The organism is Bordetella pertussis 18323 (assembly GCF_000306945.1).
Classification (GTDB): Bacteria; Pseudomonadota; Gammaproteobacteria; order Burkholderiales; family Burkholderiaceae_B; genus Bordetella; species Bordetella pertussis.
In genome coordinates this window covers 1,702,376-1,722,500 of the sequence record NC_018518.1, presented here as the reverse complement: position 1 = coordinate 1,722,500, position 20,125 = coordinate 1,702,376, and the positions used below count along the sequence as shown (strand labels likewise).

The window sequence follows — 20,125 nt, the reverse complement described above, 5'->3', positions numbered from 1 at the left end:
GCGGTCACCTCGTCTCGCCAATTGCGGCGGCCGCCGCATCGCGCGCGGGCACCCGGCGCGATGCGGGTGCGGGCCGGGCGCGCGGTGGCACGGCGGCGGCGGCCGCCTTGCGTGCCGCCCGCCATGCCATCCAGCCCAGCAAGGCGGCGCACGCCAGGGCGGTCAGATCGAAGCCCGCCATGACCCAGTCGCCCGCCGGCAGCGACACCCCCAGGTGGCGCTGGGTCGTCCACAGGTTCAGGACCGGCAGCGCGGCGGCCATGAACGCGGCCAGCGCCAGCAGGTCGCGCCACTTGCGCCGGCGCGCCACCGCCGCATACAGGCCGCACAGCAGCCATGCGCCGAAGAAGATCCGGACTTCCCATTGCGCATGCTGCGGCAGCGCCGCCGGCAACAGCCGGTTGGCCCAGAAGAACGCCGCCACGGCCACGCACAGGCCCGCGATGCTGCCGGCGTTCAGGGCGTCGACCAGCCGCAGCGCAAACGACTCGCGCCCCGCCGCCTTCTGGCGGCGCTTGGCGATCCACAGCGCCAGGCCGGTCCCCACCATGGCGGTTCCCGCCAGGCTCACCAGGAAATACAGTCAGCGCAGCACGGGTTCGGCGAACAGGCCCAGGTGCAGTCCGACGATGGTGCCGGCGGTGGCCGCCACGGCGCTTTCCTTGGCGTCCTGGCTGCGCAGTTGCCCGGTCACGCCGTCGAAGGTGATGGTCGGCGCCATGCGCCCATAGGCGATGCGCTCGCTGGTCGAGCGCGTCACGCTGACCGTGGCCGAGGCGTCGCCCGGATTGTTGACCACGATGCGGCCGGGCCTGCCGCCATCCCACTCGGCCCGCGCCCGGGCCGCCAGCCCGGCCAGCGGCGCCAGCGGCGCCGGATTGGCCTGGAGCGCGGTCTGGGTGAAGGCGGGGAACATCTCGTCGAAGAAGGCGCGCTCGTTGTCATAGGCGGCCAGGACGCCGGCCGGCATCAACATGTACATGAAAATCACCAGCCCGCTGAAGGTGATCATGAGATGGAACGGCAGCCCCAGCACCGACAACACATTGTGCCCGTCCATCCAGGCGCGCTGGCCGCCCTTGCGCGGCCGGAAAGTGAAGAAATCGGTGAATATCTTCTTGTGGGTGATGATGCCGCTGATGATGGCCACCAGCATGAACATCCCGGCAATGCTGGCCAGCCAGCGCCCCCAGGGGAAGGCCATCTCCAGTTCGAAATGGAAGCGGTAGAAGAAATCGCCGCCGCGCGTCTGGCGCGCATGCAGCGCGTCTCCGGTGGCGGGGTCGAGCGACACGCGCGTAAAGCCGCGCTCGCCCGGCTTGGGCTTGGCAGCCGGATACGACAGCTGGATGGCGGGCGCGCGCTGGGTAGGCAGGGTCACGAACCAGCGCCGCGCATCGGGCGCGTGGGCCTGCAGATAGCGCTGCGCCACCGCGCTGGCCTGCCCGGCCGACACCGGAGCGACATCGATCTCGGGCTGCATCCAGCGCGTGATCTCGGGCCGAAAGAACGCCAGCGTGCCGGTCAGGAACATCGCGAACAGCACCCAGCCGAAGATCAACCCCGACCAGGTGTGCAGCCACGACATGGACTGGCGCAGCCCCTCCTCGCCCGCCGCCTTGGTACGCGCCGGTTTCATGCTCCTCCCGCGGCCTTGCCCAGCCAGTACAGCATCAGCAGCGCCAGCGCGGGCAGCAGCACTCCGGCCCATGCGCGCCAGGCGTTGCGGGTGGCGAACACCCACAGCACGGCGCACGTATAGACGACGAACGACAGCATCAACGCGGCCACGACCGCGTCGACGCGGCGCATGGGCAGCCAGACAGCCAGGCAGGCTGCCGCCGCGCTGGATAGGGCGTAGCCGCCCAGGATGGCGGCCAGGGCGCGCGACGTCACGGCGAACCGGTAATGCAGCATGTGGGCACCGGCAGCGGGCGCTTTCATGTCAACCTCCTTCTTGACCCAGCGGTGGCGCGCCCTTCGCGATGCGCGCCGATGATTGGAAAATTTAAGAAATTATAATCATTCTTAATCGCATTCTTCGGATGACGGGCCATGCATCACCAGCGATAGCGCAAGCTGGCCTTGATCGAACGCTGGTAGCCATACCAGCACCACGAATCGGACAGGCACGAGCCGATGTATTCCTTGTCGAACAGGTTGGAGACGTTCAACGCCACCTGCATGCCCTTGAGCGCGGGGCTGGCCCGGCCCAGGTCGTAGTCGAGCATCATGTCCACCAGCGTCACCGATGGCACCTTGAGCGTGTTGGTTTCGTTGGCGTACGAACTGCCGATGTAGCGCACCCCCGCGCCCATGCCCAGGCCGGCCAGCGGGCCCTCCTGCAGTTGATAGCGGGCCCAGGCCGACGCCTGGTGCGCCGGCACGGCCACCGGCTTCTTGCCCTTGAGGTCCAACCCGGTCGTGTTCGGATAGGCCTTCTCGTATTCGTTGTCGAGGTACGAATAGGCGGCGATCAGGCTCAGGCCGCGCAGCGGTTCGGTCTTGGCCTCCAGTTCGATGCCGCGGGTGCGCACTTCGCCGGCCTGTATCGAGCAGCGCGAAACGCCGCACATATGGGTGGGATCCGGGTCGGTGGTGGGCAGGTTCTTGCGCCGGATGTCGAAGGCCGCCAGCGTGAGCAGCGTGGCCGAGCCCGGCGGCTGGTATTTCACGCCGACCTCATACTGCTTGCCTTCGGTCGGCTTGAACGGCGTGTTGTTCCAGCCCGTGCCGGTCTGCGGCTCGAACGACTCCGAGTAGCTGGCGTACGGCGCCACGCCGTTGTCGAAGTTGTAGATCGCCCCGACCCGGCCGGTGAACGCCTCGGCGGCGAGCGCCGAGCTGCTGTGCGAGCCGTTGGCCAGGTTGTCGGTGCCGGTGTGGGTGCGCGACCAGTCGTAGCGCCCGCCCAGCAGCAACGACAGGCGATCCAGCCTGATCTGGTCCTGCAGGTAGAGGCCGGTCTGGTAGTTGTACTGGGTCTGATCGGACGTAAACGGCGGCCGCTCGATACCCATGTGATAGTCCGGATCGAACACGTCGAGCGGCGGCGCGCTGCCATAGCCCGACAAGGTGTCGGTCTGCACGCGCTGGTAGTCGAACCCCACCAGCACCGTATGCGCCAGCGCCCCGGTATCGAAGCGCGCCTGCAGGTTGTTGTCGATCGTGAACGCATCCACGTCCACGTCGCTGATGGCCAGGCCGCGCTGCGAGTAGCGGTAGTCCTTGTCGAGATAGCCGTAATTGTTGTTGCTGGCGCCGTAGATGCTGCGATAGACGCCCTCGGCATGCTGGAAACGCAGGTTCTGCGAGGCCTTGAAGGTATCGTTGAAGCGATGCTCCAGTTGATAGCCCAGCGAATAGCTGCGGCGGTCGCTCTTTTCGAAATCGGCGTCGCCGTCGTAGTGGTTCGGGCCCAGCCGCCTGCCGTCGGGCGCCGACAGCAGCGTGCGCATGGCCGAGATCGATCCGTACGAACCCATGTCGGGGTCGCGCTGGAAGTTGGTCAGCACGGTCAGCGTGGTATCCGCGCTGGGCCGCCACGTGAACGACGGCGAGACGAAGTAGCGGCGCTCCCTGGTGTGATCCACCTGGCCATCGGACATATAGGCCGCGCCGGTTACCCGGTACAGGAAGCGCCGGTCCTCGTCCACCGGGCCGGAAAAATCCATGTTGACCCGCCGGAAATCGAAATTGCCCGCCTGCACTTCGATCTCGCGCAAAGGCTCGTCCAGGGGACGCTTGCTGACCTGGTTGACCACGCCGCCCGGGCCGCCCTGGCCATACAGCACGGAAGCCGGCCCCTTGAGCACATCGACCCGTTCGAGCCGGTAGGCGTCGACCTGGGGCAAGGCGTCCCGGCCGCCGAACACGCGCATGCCGTCCAGATAGGTGGCGGCGGAGAAACCGCGCACGCTGAACTGGTCCAGCCGCGTCGCGGTCGCGCCGCGCGTCTCGGTCGCCACGCCGGCGGTATAGCGCAGCACCTGGTTCAGCGTCTGGGCGCCCTGCTCGGTTATCTGGTCGCGAGTCACCACCGAAATCGATTGCGGCGTTTCGATCAGCGGCGTATCGGTCTTGGTGCCGCTCAGGCTGGCACTGGCGACATAGCCGACCGTGGGCGCCAGCGCGCCCTCCAGGCCCAGCACCGTCACCGGCGCCAGCGTCTGCGCATCGCCGCCGCGCGGCAGCGCCGCCAGCGACCAGTTGTTGCCGCCGCCGGCGCGCGCCTGCAGGCCCGAGCCGGCCAGCAGCGCCGCGAACCCGTCGCGCACGCCGTACACGCCCTGCAGGCCCGCCGTGCTGCGCCCCTGCACCAGGGCCGGGTCGAACGACAGCACCACGCCGGCACGGCGCGCGAAGCGGGTCAGTGCGTCGGCCAGCGGTCCGGCCGCGATTTCATAATGCTGGGCGCTGGCGGCGGGCGCCTGCGCGCGGGCGGTGTCCGCGCTACCGACCGCGACGGCGCACAAGGCGGCCGCAAGTACGCATGGCGACAGGCGCCAGGACGGATGCTTCTGACTGCGAGAAAACACGGGAACTCTCCTATGCGTTAGCTTCTTCCATGAGCTATTCCGCGCGGGAAAGCCGAATCTGCAAGGACGGCGGCGATTGTTTTGTAACCGCGCTCAGGCCGCGCGCGGCGTCACGCTGAGCCAGTAAGCGGTGTGGCGACGGATCTCGATGGGCAGGCTCTGGCGCACGGCGGCCAACGCGCGCTCGGCGTCGTCGAGCGGAAACACGCCCGACAGGCGCAGCCCGGCCACCGCCGGGTCGACCCGGATGACACCGAGCCGGTAGCGCGCCAATTGCGCCGCCAGGCGATCCAGCCGCCAGCCATGCACCACCAGCAGGCCATCCTCCCAGGCGCTTTCGTCGGCAGCGACGCGGCCGCGCCGCGGCACGCCTGCGCCATCGAGACGCAGCGACTCGCCCGCCTCGCCGCGGTGCCATGGCGCGTGCGGCGCACTGGCTACCTGCACGCTGCCCGCATACACGCCGATGCGCGCCGAACCGCCCGCGCGGCACACGCCGAAGCGCGCCTGCTCGGCCAATGCCATGCCGTACCCGGTATCGACCTGCAGCGCCGGCTGGGCCGCGCCACTGTGCACATCCACCAGCATTTCGCCACGCAGCAGCGCTATGGCGCGCCGCGTCGCGTCGATACGCAGGCGGACCGCGCTGTCGCTGGCAAGCACCAGGCGCACGCCGGGACCGGGCACGATCTGGCGCCGCTCGCCCACGCCGGTACTGGCATCGGCCACCAACCGCTGCCAGGGCGCCCAGGAATACGCGCCGGCGCCGGCCGCAGCGCCGACGCCCAGGCCCGCCAGCAGACGCAACGCCTGCCGGCGCGACGGGCCGCGACTGGCCAGATCGGGCAGGATGGCCAGCGCCGGCGCCGCCGGCGCGCGACGGATGCCTGCCGCCAGGGTCGCGACGCGGTCCCACGCACGCTGATGCGCCTTGTCGCGCGCCAGCCAGGCGCGACAGGCCTCGTGTTCGGCGGCGGCGGCGCAGCCGGACTGCAGCCGCACCCACCAGGCTATGGCCTGCTGGGCGACCGCGTCGGGCGCCGCCGGCCTACTCATGGAATGCCATGTAACAAGCGCTCATGGCGCGCAGCATGTATTGCTGCACCGAACTGAGCGAAATGCGCAGGCGTTGCGCGATCTCGGCATAGCCCAGCCCTTCGAGCTGCGACATCAGGAACACCGCGCGGGCGCGCGGCGGCAAGCCTTCGAGCAGGCGATCGAGCTCGACCAGCGCCTGCAGCAGCTCGGCCTGCTGTTGCGGCGAAGGCGCGTGCCCCGACGGCTGCGCCGCCAGGTATTCCAGATAAGCGTGCTCCAGCGCCGCACGGCGCTGGTGATCGATGACCAGTCCCTTGGCGATGGTGGCCAGCAAGGCGCGCGCCTGCTCCATGCGTACCGCCTTGCGCCCCTGGATCACGCGCACGAACACATCCTGCGTCAGATCCTCGGCGCGGTGCGGACAGCCCAGCCGCCGCCGCAGCCACCCGGCCAGCCACGACCGGTGCTGGCGGTACAGGCCCTCCACCGCGGCGGTGTCGGCGGCGGGACGGGCGGAGGGCGAAGTGATCAGGCTGGCAGGCACAACGGCAATACCATCGGGGCGGCGATGAATGGACGATCAAACGTTGGATATTAATTGATAACTACTTGCATTATCAATATCGATTGGCAGCCAGCCCCGCCGCAAACCGCCCAAGGCGTGCCGGCGCCGGGTTGCGCGCCGCGCCACATTAATACCTTTAAGGTATCCAGAAAGCACATAATTAATATTGGACGCCCAGGAGAATTGATCCTAATCTTTGCTCGCACCCCGCAAGTTCGATCGAGGAGACCACAAAGACATGAATACGCAAACTGCCCTGGAAGTCAGGCCCCTGACCGGCTCCTGCGGCGCCGAACTCTTCGGCGTCGATCTTTCGCAAGCGCTGTCCGCCGATCCGTCAAGGCCATACGCCAGGCGCTGCTGGACCACAACGTCATTTTCTTTCGCGAGCAGACCCTCACGCCCGAGCAGCATCGCGCCTTCACCCGCCAGTTCGGCGAAGTGGTCGTGAACCCGGTGTACACCCATGTGGAAGGCTATCCGGACATCATGCCGGTCATAAAAGAGCCGAACGACCGCTACAACATCGGCGATACCTGGCACTCCGACATGTCCTATATGCAGGAGCCTCCCCTGGGCTCGGTGCTCTACGGACGCGACATCCCGACACCTTGTTTGCCAATATGTACCTGGCCTATGACCTGCTGCCCGAGGCCTTGAGGCAGATGATCGACGGCCGCCAGGCCTACCATTCCGACCGCTACCTCACCTCGCGCATCAGCGAACGCAATGCGGGCCGCTCGACCCGCCTGAAGGCCGACGCCGACGCCAAGGAGAACCTGGCCCTCCACCCCATGGTGCGCACGCACGAGGAAACCGGCCGCAAGTGCCTGTACGTCAATTTTCCCTTCACGTGGCAAATCGAAGGATTGAGCCGCGAGGAAAGCCTGCCGTTGCTGCATCAGCTGTACGCCCACGCGGCGCGACCCGAATTTGCCTGCCGCTTCCGCTGGCGCAAGGGCTCGCTGGCCTTCTGGGACAACCGCTGCACCATGCACTATGCCTGCAACGACTACCAGGGCAAGCGGCGCGAAATGCATCGCATGACCATCGCCGGCGGCCGTCCGCAATGACGCGGGCGCAGGGGTACACACTGATCACCGGCGCCACGCGCGGCATCGGCCGCGCCATCGCCGACTTGCTGGCGGCCCGCGGCGAGCCGGTCATGGGCATTGCGCGCAGCGGCGACGCCGGCTTTCCCGGCCCGCTGCTGCAGGCCGACCTGCTCGATGCCGCCCAGCGGCGCGAAGTGCTGCGCGAAGCAGCCTCGCATGGCGTGCTGCGGCTGGTCAACAACGCCGGCTTCAATCAAATGCAGCCGCTGGGCGAGATCACCGACGCCGCCACGTCGGCGATCCTGGAACTGAACATTGCCGTTGCCATCGATGCCGCGCAGGCGGTGCTGCCCGGCATGACCGAGGCCGGCGCGGGGCGCATCGTCAATATCGCCAGCCGTTCCCTGCTGGCGCGGCCCGGCGGCAGCGTCTACTCGGCCGCCAAGGCCGCCATGGTCGGCCTGACCCGGTCCTGGGCGCTCGAGCTGGCCACGCGCGGCATTACGGTCAACTGCGTGGCGCCAGGTCCCGTGGCCACGGAAATGTTCCAACGCAACAATCCGCCCGAGCTGGCGCGCAGCCGCGCGCTGGTGGAGGCCATACCGGTGGCGCGCCTGGGCACGCCGGAGGAGATCGCCCACGCCGTCGATTACTTCCTCGCGCCCCACGCGGCCTACACGACGGGGCAGACCCTGTTCGTCTGCGGCGGCGCGAGTATCAGCCAGATCAAACTGTAGGGAGCCTGGCGTCCGCCAGGCAGGACATAACAAAACCACCTCAGGAGACACGTCATGACCTTCATCACGCTTCGGGCGCAAGCCTGTCTTGCCGCCCTGCTTGCCCTGGCTGGCGCGAGCGGCGCCATGGCCGCCGGCTACCCCGCGCAGCCCATCCGCCTCATCGTGCCGTACGCGGCCGGCGGCACCACCGACCTGATCGCGCGACTGGTGGGCCAGCACATGGGCACCAAGCTGGGCCAGCCCGTCATCGTCGAGAACAAGGCCGGCGCGGGCGGCAACATCGGCACCGAGCAGGTCTCACGCGCGACGCCGGACGGATACACCCTGCTGCTGGGCACGGCAGGCAACATGACGGTGAACCAGGCCATCTACAAGGACATGGCGTTCGACCCGAACAAGGACTTCCAGCCGATCTCCCTGATCGCCACCCTGCCCAACCTGATGGTGGTCAACAAGACCGTTCCCGCCCAGACCACGAAGGAGTTCGTGGCCTGGGCCAAGGAGAACCCCAAGACCGTGTTCTTCGCCTCTTCCGGGGTCGGCTCGACCACCCACCTGACGGGCGAACTGTTCAATATGGCGACCGGCCTGCACATGGAACATGTGCCCTACAAGGGCAGCGGCCCGGCGCTGATAGACCTGGTCGGCGGCACCGGCCCGGTCGTCATGTTCGACAACATGCCTTCGGCCATCGCCCTGGTGCGCGACGGATCGCTGCGCGCCCTGGCCGTCACCGGCCCGGACCGCGAAAGCAGCGCCAAGGATATCCCCACCGTGAAGGAGTCGGGCTATCCCGACTTCGACGTGGTGACCTGGTTCGGCCTGTTCGCGCCCGCCGGCACGCCCGCCGACGTGGTGCAGAAGCTGAACAAGACCGTGCAGGAGGTGGTGCACAGTCCGCAGGTCAGCAAGCGGCTGAGCGAGCTGGGCGCGACGCCGAAGACAAACTCTCCGCAGGAATACGCGACCATCATGAAGGACGACACCGCGAAATGGGCCAAGGTGGTCAAGACCGCCAATATCGTCAAGCCGTGAGGCGCTGCGGCTGGCAACCGCCAGCCGCTAGCTGTGAAGATTCAATAGGTTGTATGCATGGTTCATCCGAACCGGATTTGAGAAACTGGAAATCGCCGACCCCCCAGTTCACTCAAGGAGCCCGGCCGGATGAACACCCATAAGCATGCCCGATTGACCTTCCTACGTCGACTCGAAATGGTCCAGCAATTGATCGCCCATCAAGTTTGTGTGCCTGAAGCGGCCCGCGCCTATGGGGTCACCGCGCCGACTGTGCGCAAATGGCTGGGCCGCTTCCTGGCTCAGGGCCAGGCGGGCTTGGCCGATGCGTCCTCGCGCCCGACGGTCTCGCCCCGAGCGATTGCGCCGGCCAAGGCGCTGGCTATCGTGGAGCTGCGCCGCAAGCGGCTGACCCAAGCGCGCATCGCCCAGGCGCTGGGCGTGTCAGCCAGCACCGTCAGCCGCGTCCTGGCCCGCGCCGGTCTGTCGCACCTGGCCGACCTGGAGCCGGCCGAGCCGGTGGTGCGCTACGAGCATCAGGCCCCCGGCGATCTGCTGCACATCGACATCAAGAAGCTGGGACGTATCCAGCGCCCTGGCCACCGGGTCACGGGCAACCGACGCGATACCGTTGAGGGGGCCGGCTGGGACTTCGTCTTCGTGGCCATCGATGACCACGCCCGCGTGGCCTTCACCGACATCCACCCCGACGAGCGCTTCCCCAGCGCCGTCCAGTTCCTCAAGGACGCAGTGGCCTACTACCAGCGCCTGGGCGTGACCATCCAGCGCTTGCTCACCGACAATGGCTCGGCCTTTCGCAGCCGCGCCTTCGCCGCGCTGTGCCATGAGCTGGGCATCAAGCACCGCTTTACCCGACCTTACCGCCCACAGACCAATGGCAAGGCCGAACGCTTCATCCAGTCGGCCTTGCGTGAGTGGGCTTACGCTCACACCTACCAGAACTCCCAACACCGAGCCGATGCCATGAAATCCTGGCTACACCACTACAACTGGCATCGACCCCACCAAGGCATCGGGTGCGCTGTACCCATCTCCAGACTCAACCTGGACGAATACAACCTATTGACAGTTCACAGCTAGCCGGCGCTCTCGCCGGTGCGGATCAGTTCGCGCACATGCCGCACCCATGCGTCGAGGCTGCGGCTGGAGTCCTGGTGGCGCCAGCAGACCGTGGAGCTCACGCGCGTGGTGGCCTCGGCGAACGGGCGCGTGACGACGCCCTCGATATGAACCATGCGCGAGGTTTCCGGAATGATGCATACCCCCACCCCGGCCAGCACCAGGCCCATGCCCGCATGGATCGTGCCGACTTCCTCGCAAGCCTTGACCGGCACGTCGTGCGCGCGCAGGAACGCGGCGATGGTGCCGTGCAGGCCCACGTCGCCACGCAGGGCGCGAAACAGGATCAGCGGCTGGTCGCGCAGGCTGTGGACCGACACGCGGCGCTTGCGCGCCAGCGGGTGCCCGCTGGGCAGGGCCAGGACGAAGCCCTCCTCGAAGATGGGCAGCGTAGCGATTTCCGGATGCCGCACGGTGGGCCGATAGATGCCGGTATCGATCTGGCCGGAAAGCAGCGCGCTTTCCTTGTCGGCCACCGTGACCTCGCGCAGCGAGACGGCGATGCCCGGATGTTTCTGCCTGAAGCCCGGCAGCACCCTGGGCAGCAGGGAATAGGCCAGCGAATGGACAAAACCGATCACGATACGGCCCGTGCGCCCCTGCCCGGCCTCGCGGGCCTCGAAGACCGCCTCGTCGGCGGCCGCGACGATCTGCGCGGCGCGCTGGGCGAACGCCACGCCCGCATCGGTGAGCGAGACGCCGCGCGTGCCGCGGTAGAACAGCGTGGCGCCGACCTGCTCTTCGAGGTCGCGTATCTGGCGCGACAACGGCGGTTGCGCGATACCCAGCCTGCTGGCGGCCCGGCCAAAGTGCAGGGTCTCCGCGAGCATCAAAAAATAGCGCAAATGGCGCAATTCCATGGCAGGCCACCGAACGGCTGGAACTAGGGCAATGCATTTAACCACAGCGGCCCCTGCGCCGCCCACCCATACTGAGAGGAGTTATCCATGACGGCTGCCAACCGAACAGCCCTGGTCACCGGCGCCGCGCGCGGCATCGACCTTGCGATCGCCACCCGCCTGGCGCTGGATGGCCACCCGGTCATCATGCTCGATGCCAGCCCCGACGTGCAAGCCAGCGCGCGCGCGTTGGCCGGCCGCGGCCTGCGCGCGCACGGCATGCGGCTGGACATCGCGGATGAACAGGCGGTACGCGACCTGCCCCGGCGATGCGGCCAGTGGTGGGAGAACCTGGCCATCGTGGTGAACAATGCCGGGATTTCGCCCAAGCACGAGGGACGCAAACGCAAGGTGGCGGACATGCCGCTGGACGAATGGCGCCGGGTACTGGATGTCAATCTCACCGGCACGTTCCTGGTCACGCAGACGTGCCTGCCGGCGCTCATCGCCGCCGGCTGGGGCCGTATCATCATGATCACCAGCCAGGCGGCGCGCACGCGCACGCCGGTGCCGGGCGCCCACTACTCGGCGACCAAATCCGGCATGACGGGCCTGGCCCGGGTGCTGGCCGGAGAGGTGGCCGAACACGGGATCACGGTCAATTGCGTGGCGCCGGGCCGCATCCAGTCGGCCATGACGGCCGAGGTCGGCGGCGCGGTCAACGCCAGCCATTCGGCCACGGTGCCGCTGGGCCGCCTGGGCCTGCCGGAGGAAGTCGCCGCCACGGTGGCCTTCCTGGCTTCCGATGGCGCGGGCTACACCACGGGCGCCACCATCGACGTGAATGGCGGCAGCTTCATGTTGTAGGACGCCGCGCCGCTACAGCGTCACGGCAAGACGGCGCTCGGCCTCGAGGTATTCGCGCGATTGCATCTCCAGGATGCGCGACACCGTGCGATGGAACTCGTTGGCCAGCGCGCCTTCGGTATAGAGTTGCTCGGGCTCGACTTCGGCCGACATGATCAGCTTGACCTTGTGGTCGTAGAACACGTCGATCAGCCACGTGAAGCGCCGCGCCTCGGACGCCTGGCGCGGCCCCATGCGCGGCACGTCCGAGAGGATCACCGCATGGAACCGGTTGGCCAGCTCCAGGTAGTCGTTCTGGGAGCGCGGGCCGCCGCACAGCGTGGCGAAGTCGAACCACACGACCGAGCCGGCCAGCGCCTGGGCGCGGATTTCGCGATGCTCGATATGCAGCACCGGATCCTGCGGCGCGGTGTCGGACAACTGCGCGAATGCGTGTTCCAGCGCCTGGCGGGCCTGGGCGTCGAGCGGCGTGTGATAGCACTGCACCTGCTCCAGCGAACGGCGCCGGTAGTCGATGCCGGCGTCCACGTTCAGCACGTCCATGCGGCCCTGGATCAACGCAATGGCGGGCAGGATGCGGTCGCGATGCAGGCCGTCGGGATACAGGGTGGACGGCTCGTAGTTGGACGTCATCACGAACGAGGTGCCGTGCTCGAACAGCTTGAGCAACAGGCGGTACAGGATCATCGCGTCGGCGACGTCCGAGACGTGGAACTCGTCGAAACAAATCAGGCGGTAACGGCGAGCGAGGCGGCGCGCCACTTCGTCCAGCGGGTCCTGCGTGCCCTTGACCTCTTCCAGCTCGCGGTGCACCCCGCGCATGAATTCGTGGAAATGCAGGCGCGTCTTGCGCACCACCGGCACGGTGGCATAGAAGGCATCCATCAGGAAGCTCTTGCCGCGCCCCACGCCGCCCCACAGATACACGCCGCGCGGTACGTCCAGGCGGTTGAGCAGTTTCTTCAGGGCGTTGGAGCGCAAGGCCTTGAAGCGGACCCATTCATCGTAGTAGCGCTGCAGGCGTTCGACGGCCTGCAATTGCGCCTCGTCGGGCTGATACCCGCGTTCCGCCAGGGCGTGTTCGTAGTATTCGCGGACGTTCATGTCGCAACCGGAAAATCCAAAACAAAGGGGCGGATTGCACAACCCGCCCCAGGCCAAGCCGGGAAGCCCCGGGACCTGCTGGCCCCGGGACGCCTGATCAGAAGTTCAGGGTACGCTTGTCGACAGCCAGCGCGGCTTCCTTGACCGCTTCCGACAGGGTCGGGTGAGCGTGGCAGATGCGGGCGATGTCCTCGGCGGCGCCGCGGAACTCCATGATGGTCACGGCTTCGGAGATCAGCTCCGAGGCCATCGGGCCGATGATATGCACGCCCAGGACTTCGTCGGTCTTGGCATCGGCGATCACCTTGGCGAAACCGGTGGTGTCGCCCAGCGCGCGCGCGCGGCCGTTGGCCATGAACGGGAACGAGCCGGCCTTGTACTCGCGGCCTTCGGCCTTGAGCTGCTGCTCGGTCTTGCCCACCCAGGCGATTTCCGGCGAGGTGTAGATCACCCACGGCACGGTGGCGAAATTGACGTGGCCGTGCTGGCCGGCAATGCGCTCGGCCACCGCGACGCCCTCTTCCTCGGCCTTGTGCGCCAGCATCGGGCCGCGCACCACGTCGCCCACCGCCCACACGTTGGGCAGGTTGGTCTTGCAGTCTTCGTCGACGGCGACGAAGCCGCGTTCGTCCAGCTTCAGGCCCACGGCTTCGGCATTGAGGCCGCCGGTGTACGGCACGCGGCCGATGGAGACGATCAGCTTGTCCACCACCAGCTTCTGCTCGGCGCCCTTGGCGTCGACGTACGGCACGGTGATCGACTTGGCCGCGGCCTTGATCTCGCCGATCTTCACGCCGGTCTGGATGTCCAGGCCCTGCTTGGCGAAGGACTTGAGGGCTTCCTTGGCCACCTGCTGGTCGGCGGCGGCGAGGAACTCGGGCATCGCTTCCAGGATGGTGACTTCGGCGCCCAGGCGGCGCCACACGCTGCCCATTTCGAGGCCGATCACGCCCGCGCCGATCACGCCCAGCTTCTTGGGCACGGCGCCGATGTTCAGCGCGCCGTCGTTGGACAGGATGTTCTTTTCGTCAAAGGGCAGGCCGGGCAGCTCGCGCGCCGACGAGCCGGTGGCCACGATGACGTGCTTGGCGACCAGGTCGGCGTCGGTGGTGCCGGTGACCTTGATGGACCAGCCACCGTCGACCTGGCCGGCGAACGCGCCCTTGCCGTGGAAATACGTGACCTTGTTCTTCTTGAACAGGTACAGGATGCCGTCGTTGTTCTGCTTGACCACCGTGTTCTTGCGGCCGATCAGCGTGTCCAGCTTGAGGCTGACGCCCTTGACTTCGATGCCGTGCTCGGCGAAGTGGTGGTTGGCCTGTTCGTAGTGCTCGGACGACTGCAGCAGCGCCTTGGACGGAATGCAGCCCACGTTGGTGCAGGTGCCGCCGGGAGCGGGGCCGCCCTGGCCGTTCTGCCAGGCGTCGATGCAGGCCACCGACATACCGAGTTGGGCAGCGCGGATCGCGGCGATGTACCCGCCGGGGCCGGCACCGATGACGACGACGTCGAATTGTTTGGACATAGTGTTCTCGCGATGAGAGAAATTTGAAACCGCCTACCGCGCGGCCGCCAGGACGCAGATCCGCTGGTTTGTTGGATCCGGACAGCCGCGCGTATGGCGCGGCTCGGACGGGCAGGCTGATCGAACCGGATTCGACGAAACCGGCAGGGCCGCCGGGCGGGCCGCGATGGCGGCCCGGCCCTTGGCGGCAGCGACAGAAGAAGGCATTCTTCTCTCGCCTTGACGCCGATTACAGATCCAGCAACAGGCGTTGCGGGTCTTCCAGCGCTTCCTTCATGGCCACCAGGCCCAGCACGGCTTCGCGGCCGTCGATGATGCGGTGGTCATAGGACATGGCCAGGTAGTTGATCGGCCGGATGACGATCTGGCCGTTCTCGACCACCGGGCGCTCCTTGGTGGCGTGGATGCCCAGGATGGCCGCCTGCGGCGGGTTGATGATGGGCGTGGACAGCATCGAGCCGAACACCCCGCCGTTGGAGATCGAGAACGTGCCGCCGGTCATTTCCTCGATGCCCAGCTTGCCGTCCGCGGCGCGCTTGCCGAAGTCGGCGATGGTCTTCTCGATTTCGGCGATGGTCAGCTGGTCGGCGTTGCGCAGGATGGGCACCACCAGGCCACGCGGGGTGCCGACGGCGATGCCGATGTCGAAGTAGCCGTGGTAGATGATGTCCTTGCCGTCGACCGAGGCGTTGAGCACCGGGTACTTCTTCAGCGCGGCGACGGCGGCCTTGACGAAGAACGACATGAAGCCCAGCTTGACGCCGTGCTCTTTCTCGAACTTGTCCTTGTAGCGGGCGCGCAGGTCCATCACGGCCTGCATGTTGACTTCGTTGAACGTCGTCAGGATGGCGTTCTCGGCTTGCGATTGCAGCAGGCGCTCGGCGATGCGGGCGCGCAGGCGGCTCATCGGCACGCGCTGCTCGGGGCGGCCGTCCAGCGACAGCGTGGGCGGTGCCACCGGCGCGGCGGCCTTGGCGGCGGGCGCGTTGCCCGCGGCCAGGGCGTCGCCCTTGGTGACGCGGCCGTCGCGGCCGGTGCCGGCCACGCTGGCGGCGTCCACGCCCTTCTCGGCGAGGATCTTGGCGGCGGCCGGCGAGGCCACGCCGCTGGCGGCGCTGCTGGCCGCGGCCGGCGCGGCGGCGGCCGGCGCAGCAGCAGCGGCGGGCGCTTCGGCAGCGGCGGCAGGCGCCGCAGCAGCCTTGGCGGCCGTGTCGATGCGGGCAATGACTTCGCCCGAGGTCACGGTGCTGCCGTCACCCATGACGATTTCGGACAGCACGCCCGACGACGGGGCCGGCACTTCCAGCACCACCTTGTCGGTCTCGATTTCGATCAGGATTTCGTCGGCCTCGACCGCGGCGCCCGCCTGCTTCTTCCAGGTCAGCAGCGTGGCTTCCGAAACCGATTCGGACAGTTGAGGGACGAGAACGTCGGTAATAGCCATAGTGATGAATTCCGTAAAGTTAGTGTTCTATGTCAGCGGCTGTTGTTACTTGGTCAGCATGAAGCCCTTGTACTTGGCGGCGAAGGCCTGCTCGATGAGCGCCTTCTGCTGCTCCTGGTGCTTGGCCAGGTAGCCCACCGCCGGCGAGGCCGAAGCGGCGCGGCCCGCGTAGCCCAGCTTCTGGCCGTCGGCCATGTTTTCGTACAAATGGTGCTGCACATAGAACCACGGGCCCTGGTTCTGCGGCTCGTCCTGCACCCAGATCACCTCGGTGGCCTTGGGGTACTTGCGCAGCTCGGTCTCGAACGCCTTGTGCGCGAACGGATACAGCTGCTCGACGCGGACGATCGCCACGTGGTCGGCGCCACGCTCGCGGCGGGCGTTGACCAGGTCGTAGTAGACCTTGCCCGAGCAGGCCAGCACGCGCTTGACCGAGGCGGCCTTGATCGACTCGTCGACCTCGCCGATCACCGGGCGGAAGCTGCCGCCGGCCAGATCGGTCAGGGGCGAGCCGGCATCCTTGTTGCGCAGCAGGGACTTGGGCGTGAAGATGACCAGCGGCTTGCGGAACGGGCGGATCATCTGGCGACGCAGCAGGTGGAAGATCTGCGCGGCCGAGGTCGGCTGCACCACCTGGATGTTGTGGTCGGCACACAGCTGCAGGAAGCGCTCGATGCGGCCCGACGAGTGTTCCGGACCCTGGCCTTCGTAGCCGTGCGGCAGCATCAGGGTCAGGCCCGACTGGCGGCCCCACTTGGCTTCGCCGGCGGTGATGAACTGGTCGATGACGACCTGCGCGCCGTTGACGAAGTCGCCGAACTGGGCTTCCCAGATGGTCAGCGTGTTAGGTTCGGCCGACGAGTAGCCGTATTCGAATGCCAGCACCGCCTCTTCGGACAGCACCGAGTCGATCACGGTGAACGGCGCCTGGCCTTCCGAGACGTTCTGCAGCGGCACGTAGAAGCCGTCGTTCCAGCGCTCGCGGTTCTGGTCGTGCAGCACGGCGTGGCGGTGCGTGAACGTGCCGCGGCCCGAGTCCTGGCCGGTGATGCGCACGGCGTAGCCCGAGGCCACCAGCGTGGCGAAGGCCAGGTGCTCGCCCATGCCCCAGTCGAGGTTGACCTCGCCCTTGGCCATGTTGCGGCGGTCATTGAGCAGCTTGGCGACCAGCGGGTGCACCGTGAAGCCCTCGGGCACGGTGGTGATGCGCTCGCCGATGCGCTTGAGCTCGGCCAGCGGCACGGCGGTATCGGCCTGGTCGGTCCACTTGGCGCCCAGGAACGGCGACCAGTCGATGGCGTACTTGCTCTTGTAGTCGGTCAGCACCGGCTCGATGGTGCGCTGGCCGTCTTCCATCAGCTGGCGGTAATCCTTGACCAGCTGGTCGGCATCGCCCTCGGCCAGCACGCCCTGCGTGGTCAGCTTGTCGGCGTACAGCTTGCGGGTGCCGGGGTGGTGGCCGATGCGCTTGTACATCAGCGGCTGCGTCAGCGAGGGGGTGTCCTGCTCGTTGTGGCCCAGCTTGCGGAAGCAGACGATGTCGAGCACCACGTCGTGGCGGAACTGCATGCGGTAGTCCAGCGCCAGGCGGGTGGCGAACACCACGGCCTCGGGATCGTCGCCGTTGACGTGGAACACCGGCGCTTCGATCATCTTGACCACGTCGGTGCAATACAGCGTCGAGCGCGAGTCGCGCGGATCCGAGGTGGTGAAACCGATCTGGTTGTTGATGACGATGTGCAGCGTGCCGCCCGTACCGTAACCGCGCGTCTGCGCCAGGTTCAGCGTTTCCATCACCACGCCCTGGCCGGCGAAGGCGGCGTCGCCGTGCACCAGCACCGGCAGCACCTGCTTGCCCTCGCCGTCGCCGCGGCGTTCCTGGCGCGCGCGCACGCTGCCCTCGACCACCGGGTTGACGATTTCCAGGTGCGACGGGTTGAAGGCCAGCGACAGGTGCACCGGACCGCCACGGGTGGACAAGTCGCTCGAGAAACCGTTGTGGTACTTCACGTCGCCGTCGGTCAGGCCTTCGGCGTGCTTGCCTTCGAACTCGGCAAACAGGTCGCCGGGCATCTTGCCCATGATGTTGACCAGCAGGTTCAGGCGGCCGCGGTGGGCCATGCCGACCACGATTTCCTGCACGCCCGATTCACCGGCGTGGTTGACCACCTCGTCCATCGAGGCGATGAAGCTCTCGCCGCCTTCCAGCGAGAAACGCTTCTGGCCCACGTACTTGGTGTGCAGGAAGCGCTCGAGCCCTTCGGATTCGGTCAGCTGCTGCAGGATGTGGCGCTTTTCCTCGGTGGAGAACACCGGCGCGCTGAAGGTCGACTCGAGGCGCTGCTGGATCCAGCGCTTGGCGGCCGGATCGGAAATATGCATGAACTCCGCGCCCACCGAGCGGCAATACGTGTCGCGCAGCGCCTTCAGGATGTCGCGCAGCGTCATGGTGCTGGCGGTCGTGAAGTAGGTGTTGGTGGCGGAGTAGACCTGGTCCAGGTCGGCTTCGGTCAGGCCGTAGAACGCCGGGTCCAGTTCGGGGATGGCGGGACGCTCCTGGCGCTTGAGCGGATCCAGGTCGGCCCAGCGGGAACCCAGCGAGCGGTAGGCGGCGATCAGCGACTGCACCGACACCTGCTTGGAGGCTACCGACAGGTCGGGCTCGGCGACGCGCTGCACGAAGGCATTGGCGCGGGCGCGTTGCGCAAACGATTCTACGATGGGAGCGTGGGCCTGGTCGCGGGTGGCTTCCTGGCCATCGGTGGCGGGCGAGTGCTGCAGCTGGTCGAAGTATTCACGCCAGTTGTCGGGCACCGAGCCGGGATTGTCGAGATACGATTCGTAGAGCTCTTCGACGTACGGGGCGTTACCCCCGAACAAATAGGACGTGGATAGGGATTCTGATTCCGTAGACATAAATCGCTTCACCTTGACGAGTGCTTCACTCGATACGATGCAGGAAAGCCTTCCGCGACACGGGCTTCCCGTTTAGCGGATAGCAGGGGCAGAAGGCACGTACAAGCCTCGAAAGCCGTATAGCCGCAGTATACCCCTTGAGTCTGCGGCCGTCTTGCTGCAACGGCATGACAGGACCGAGCTTGCGGCATGCCCTCATTCCCGCCCAGAATACCTCTCGCAACACCGCGCATGTCGCGCCGATTGCCGGGCAATATCGGCAATCGGCGCAAGCCGGATCATCCCGCCCTGTGTCGCGAAAACGACGCCAGGCAGGCAGCCTGGCTAGGTGTGAACTGTCAATAGGTTGTATTTGTCCAGGTTGAGTCTGGAGATGGGTACAGCGCGCCCGATGCCTTGGTGGGGTCGATGCCAGTTGTAGTGATGTAGCCAGGATTTCATGGCATCGGCTCGGTGTTGGGAGTTCTGGTAGGTGTGAGCGTAAGCCCACTCACGCAAGGCCGACTGGATGAAGCGTTCGGCCTTGCCATTGGTCTGTGGGCGGTAAGGTCGGGTAAAGCGGTGCTTGATGCCCAGCTCATGGCACAGCGCGGCGAAGGCGCGGCTGCGAAAGGCCGAGCCATTGTCGGTGAGCAAGCGCTGGATGGTCACGCCCAGGCACTGGTAGTAGGCCACTGCGTCCTTGAGGAACTGGACGGCGCTGGGGAAGCGCTCGTCGGGGTGGATGTCGGTGAAGGCCACGCGGGCGTGGTCATCGATGGCCACGAAGACGAAGTCCCAGCCGGCCCCCTCAACGGTATCGCGTCGGTTGCCCGTGACCCGGTGGCCAGGGCGCTGGATACGTCCCAGCTTCTTGATGTCGATGTGCAGCAGATCGCCGGGGGCCTGATGCTCGTAGCGCACCACCGGCTCGGCCGGCTCCAGGTCGGCCAGGTGCGACAGACCGGCGCGGGCCAGGACGCGGCTGACGGTGCTGGCTGACACGCCCAGCGCCTGGGCGATGCGCGCTTGGGTCAGCCGCTTGCGGCGCAGCTCCACGATAGCCAGCGCCTTGGCCGGCGCAATCGCTCGGGGCGAGACCGTCGGGCGCGAGGACGCATCGGCCAAGCCCGCCTGGCCCTGAGCCAGGAAGCGGCCCAGCCATTTGCGCACAGTCGGCGCGGTGACCCCATAGGCGCGGGCCGCTTCAGGCACACAAACTTGATGGGCGATCAATTGCTGGACCATTTCGAGTCGACGTAGGAAGGTCAATCGGGCATGCTTATGGGTGTTCATCCGGCCGGGCTCCTTGAGTGAACTGGGGGGGTGGCGATTTCCAGTTTCTCAAATCCGGTTCGGAT

The 20,125-nt window shown here is 67.1% G+C and carries 17 protein-coding genes and 1 pseudogene; 6 read left to right on the top strand and 12 right to left on the bottom strand.

Annotated elements, in window-relative coordinates; all coding sequences use genetic code 11:
• Nucleotides 1–4: 4 nt before the first annotated feature.
• The 5 genes and pseudogenes from BN118_RS08100 to BN118_RS08080 form a co-directional block, all read right to left on the bottom strand.
• Nucleotides 5–1,639: pseudogene (locus tag BN118_RS08100) on the bottom strand (PepSY-associated TM helix domain-containing protein).
• On the bottom strand, nucleotides 1,636–1,944 hold the full coding sequence (locus BN118_RS08095; RefSeq protein ID WP_003813607.1) for a DUF3649 domain-containing protein: 309 nt from the start codon (nucleotides 1,942–1,944) through the stop codon (nucleotides 1,636–1,638). The pseudogene BN118_RS08100 and the gene BN118_RS08095 overlap by 4 nt, the downstream one beginning before the upstream one ends.
• Nucleotides 1,945–2,060: 116 nt before the next feature.
• Nucleotides 2,061–4,538: a TonB-dependent siderophore receptor gene (locus tag BN118_RS08090; protein WP_003813609.1), complete on the bottom strand. Its 2,478-nt coding sequence runs from the start codon at nucleotides 4,536–4,538 to the stop codon at nucleotides 2,061–2,063.
• Between the two features lie 93 nt (nucleotides 4,539–4,631).
• Complete coding sequence (locus BN118_RS08085) at nucleotides 4,632–5,594, bottom strand: FecR domain-containing protein (RefSeq protein ID WP_003813612.1); 963 nt, start codon at nucleotides 5,592–5,594, stop codon at nucleotides 4,632–4,634.
• Entirely contained in the window at nucleotides 5,587–6,120 is a 534-nt protein-coding gene (locus BN118_RS08080) for a sigma-70 family RNA polymerase sigma factor (RefSeq protein WP_010926922.1), read from the bottom strand. Before BN118_RS08080 ends, BN118_RS08085 begins: the two co-directional genes overlap by 8 nt.
• Nucleotides 6,121–6,237: 117 nt before the next feature.
• On the opposite strand from BN118_RS08080, the gene BN118_RS20755 reads away from it, so the two are divergent.
• Genes BN118_RS20755 through BN118_RS08065 form a run of 4 tightly spaced genes read left to right on the top strand, consistent with a single transcriptional unit; the run spans nucleotide 6,238 to nucleotide 8,971 of the window.
• Nucleotides 6,238–6,801: a TauD/TfdA dioxygenase family protein gene (locus BN118_RS20755; protein WP_230306714.1), complete on the top strand. Its 564-nt coding sequence runs from the start codon at nucleotides 6,238–6,240 to the stop codon at nucleotides 6,799–6,801.
• Nucleotides 6,753–7,214: a TauD/TfdA dioxygenase family protein gene (locus tag BN118_RS20750; protein WP_230306713.1), complete on the top strand. Its 462-nt coding sequence runs from the start codon at nucleotides 6,753–6,755 to the stop codon at nucleotides 7,212–7,214. The genes BN118_RS20755 and BN118_RS20750 overlap by 49 nt, the downstream gene beginning before the upstream one ends.
• Nucleotides 7,211–7,933, top strand: a complete 723-nt coding sequence (locus BN118_RS08070) for an SDR family oxidoreductase (RefSeq protein WP_003813618.1) — start codon at nucleotides 7,211–7,213, stop codon at nucleotides 7,931–7,933. Before BN118_RS20750 ends, BN118_RS08070 begins: the two co-directional genes overlap by 4 nt.
• A 54-nt stretch (nucleotides 7,934–7,987) precedes the next feature.
• Entirely contained in the window at nucleotides 7,988–8,971 is a 984-nt protein-coding gene (locus BN118_RS08065) for a Bug family tripartite tricarboxylate transporter substrate binding protein (protein WP_010930207.1), read from the top strand.
• On the opposite strand, the gene BN118_RS21035 is transcribed toward BN118_RS08065, so the two are convergent.
• On the bottom strand, nucleotides 8,961–9,083 hold the full coding sequence (locus BN118_RS21035) for a hypothetical protein (protein ID WP_255033595.1): 123 nt from the start codon (nucleotides 9,081–9,083) through the stop codon (nucleotides 8,961–8,963). The genes BN118_RS08065 and BN118_RS21035 overlap by 11 nt on opposite strands.
• Nucleotides 9,084–9,100: 17 nt before the next feature.
• Here BN118_RS21035 and BN118_RS08060 point away from each other — a divergent pair, with 17 nt between their 5' ends.
• Nucleotides 9,101–10,051: an IS481-like element IS481 family transposase gene (locus tag BN118_RS08060; RefSeq protein ID WP_014905707.1), complete on the top strand. Its 951-nt coding sequence runs from the start codon at nucleotides 9,101–9,103 to the stop codon at nucleotides 10,049–10,051.
• Here BN118_RS08060 and BN118_RS08055 read toward each other — a convergent pair.
• Entirely contained in the window at nucleotides 10,048–10,950 is a 903-nt protein-coding gene (locus BN118_RS08055; protein ID WP_003813621.1) for a LysR family transcriptional regulator, read from the bottom strand. The two genes, BN118_RS08060 and BN118_RS08055, sit on opposite strands and share 4 nt — an antisense overlap.
• 87 nt (nucleotides 10,951–11,037) lie before the next feature.
• Here BN118_RS08055 and BN118_RS08050 point away from each other — a divergent pair, with 87 nt between their 5' ends.
• Entirely contained in the window at nucleotides 11,038–11,796 is a 759-nt protein-coding gene (locus BN118_RS08050) for an SDR family oxidoreductase (protein WP_010930206.1), read from the top strand.
• 12 nt (nucleotides 11,797–11,808) lie between these two features.
• On the opposite strand, the gene zapE is transcribed toward BN118_RS08050, so the two are convergent.
• From zapE to BN118_RS08025, 5 genes are all read right to left on the bottom strand, one after another.
• Nucleotides 11,809–12,900 (bottom strand): cell division protein ZapE, encoded by a 1,092-nt coding sequence (gene zapE / locus BN118_RS08045; RefSeq protein ID WP_023853245.1) that lies wholly within the window; start codon nucleotides 12,898–12,900, stop codon nucleotides 11,809–11,811.
• A gap of 97 nt (nucleotides 12,901–12,997) precedes the next feature.
• Nucleotides 12,998–14,425 (bottom strand): dihydrolipoyl dehydrogenase, encoded by a 1,428-nt coding sequence (lpdA, locus tag BN118_RS08040; RefSeq protein WP_003813626.1) that lies wholly within the window; start codon nucleotides 14,423–14,425, stop codon nucleotides 12,998–13,000.
• Nucleotides 14,426–14,654: 229 nt separating this feature from the next.
• Entirely contained in the window at nucleotides 14,655–15,869 is a 1,215-nt protein-coding gene (gene odhB / locus BN118_RS08035) for a 2-oxoglutarate dehydrogenase complex dihydrolipoyllysine-residue succinyltransferase (RefSeq protein WP_010930204.1), read from the bottom strand.
• A 45-nt stretch (nucleotides 15,870–15,914) separates the two neighbouring features.
• Nucleotides 15,915–18,785 carry a 2-oxoglutarate dehydrogenase E1 component gene (locus BN118_RS08030; RefSeq protein WP_003813631.1) on the bottom strand — a complete coding sequence of 957 codons (2,871 nt, stop codon included), beginning with the start codon at nucleotides 18,783–18,785 and terminating at the stop codon, nucleotides 15,915–15,917.
• Nucleotides 18,786–19,109: 324 nt separating this feature from the next.
• Entirely contained in the window at nucleotides 19,110–20,060 is a 951-nt protein-coding gene (locus tag BN118_RS08025) for an IS481-like element IS481 family transposase (RefSeq protein WP_014905706.1), read from the bottom strand.
• Between the last annotated feature and the right edge of the window lie 65 nt (nucleotides 20,061–20,125).

Excerpts from the sequence above, each read along its gene's own strand:
- lpdA (WP_003813626.1), bottom strand. The coding sequence starts at position 14,425 with ATGTCCAAACAATTCGACGTCGTCGTCATCGGTGCCGGCCCCGGCGGG.
- BN118_RS08055 (WP_003813621.1), bottom strand. The coding sequence starts at position 10,950 with ATGGAATTGCGCCATTTGCGCTATTTTTTGATGCTCGCGGAGACCCTG.
- odhB (WP_010930204.1), bottom strand. The coding sequence starts at position 15,869 with ATGGCTATTACCGACGTTCTCGTCCCTCAACTGTCCGAATCGGTTTCG.
- BN118_RS08025 (WP_014905706.1), bottom strand. The coding sequence starts at position 20,060 with ATGAACACCCATAAGCATGCCCGATTGACCTTCCTACGTCGACTCGAA.
- BN118_RS08050 (WP_010930206.1), top strand. The coding sequence starts at position 11,038 with ATGACGGCTGCCAACCGAACAGCCCTGGTCACCGGCGCCGCGCGCGGC.
- BN118_RS08095 (WP_003813607.1), bottom strand. The coding sequence starts at position 1,944 with ATGAAAGCGCCCGCTGCCGGTGCCCACATGCTGCATTACCGGTTCGCC.
- BN118_RS08060 (WP_014905707.1), top strand. The coding sequence starts at position 9,101 with ATGAACACCCATAAGCATGCCCGATTGACCTTCCTACGTCGACTCGAA.
- BN118_RS08085 (WP_003813612.1), bottom strand. The coding sequence starts at position 5,594 with ATGAGTAGGCCGGCGGCGCCCGACGCGGTCGCCCAGCAGGCCATAGCC.
- BN118_RS08070 (WP_003813618.1), top strand. The coding sequence starts at position 7,211 with ATGACGCGGGCGCAGGGGTACACACTGATCACCGGCGCCACGCGCGGC.
- BN118_RS08065 (WP_010930207.1), top strand. The coding sequence starts at position 7,988 with ATGACCTTCATCACGCTTCGGGCGCAAGCCTGTCTTGCCGCCCTGCTT.
- zapE (WP_023853245.1), bottom strand. The coding sequence starts at position 12,900 with ATGAACGTCCGCGAATACTACGAACACGCCCTGGCGGAACGCGGGTAT.
- BN118_RS08030 (WP_003813631.1), bottom strand. The coding sequence starts at position 18,785 with ATGTCTACGGAATCAGAATCCCTATCCACGTCCTATTTGTTCGGGGGT.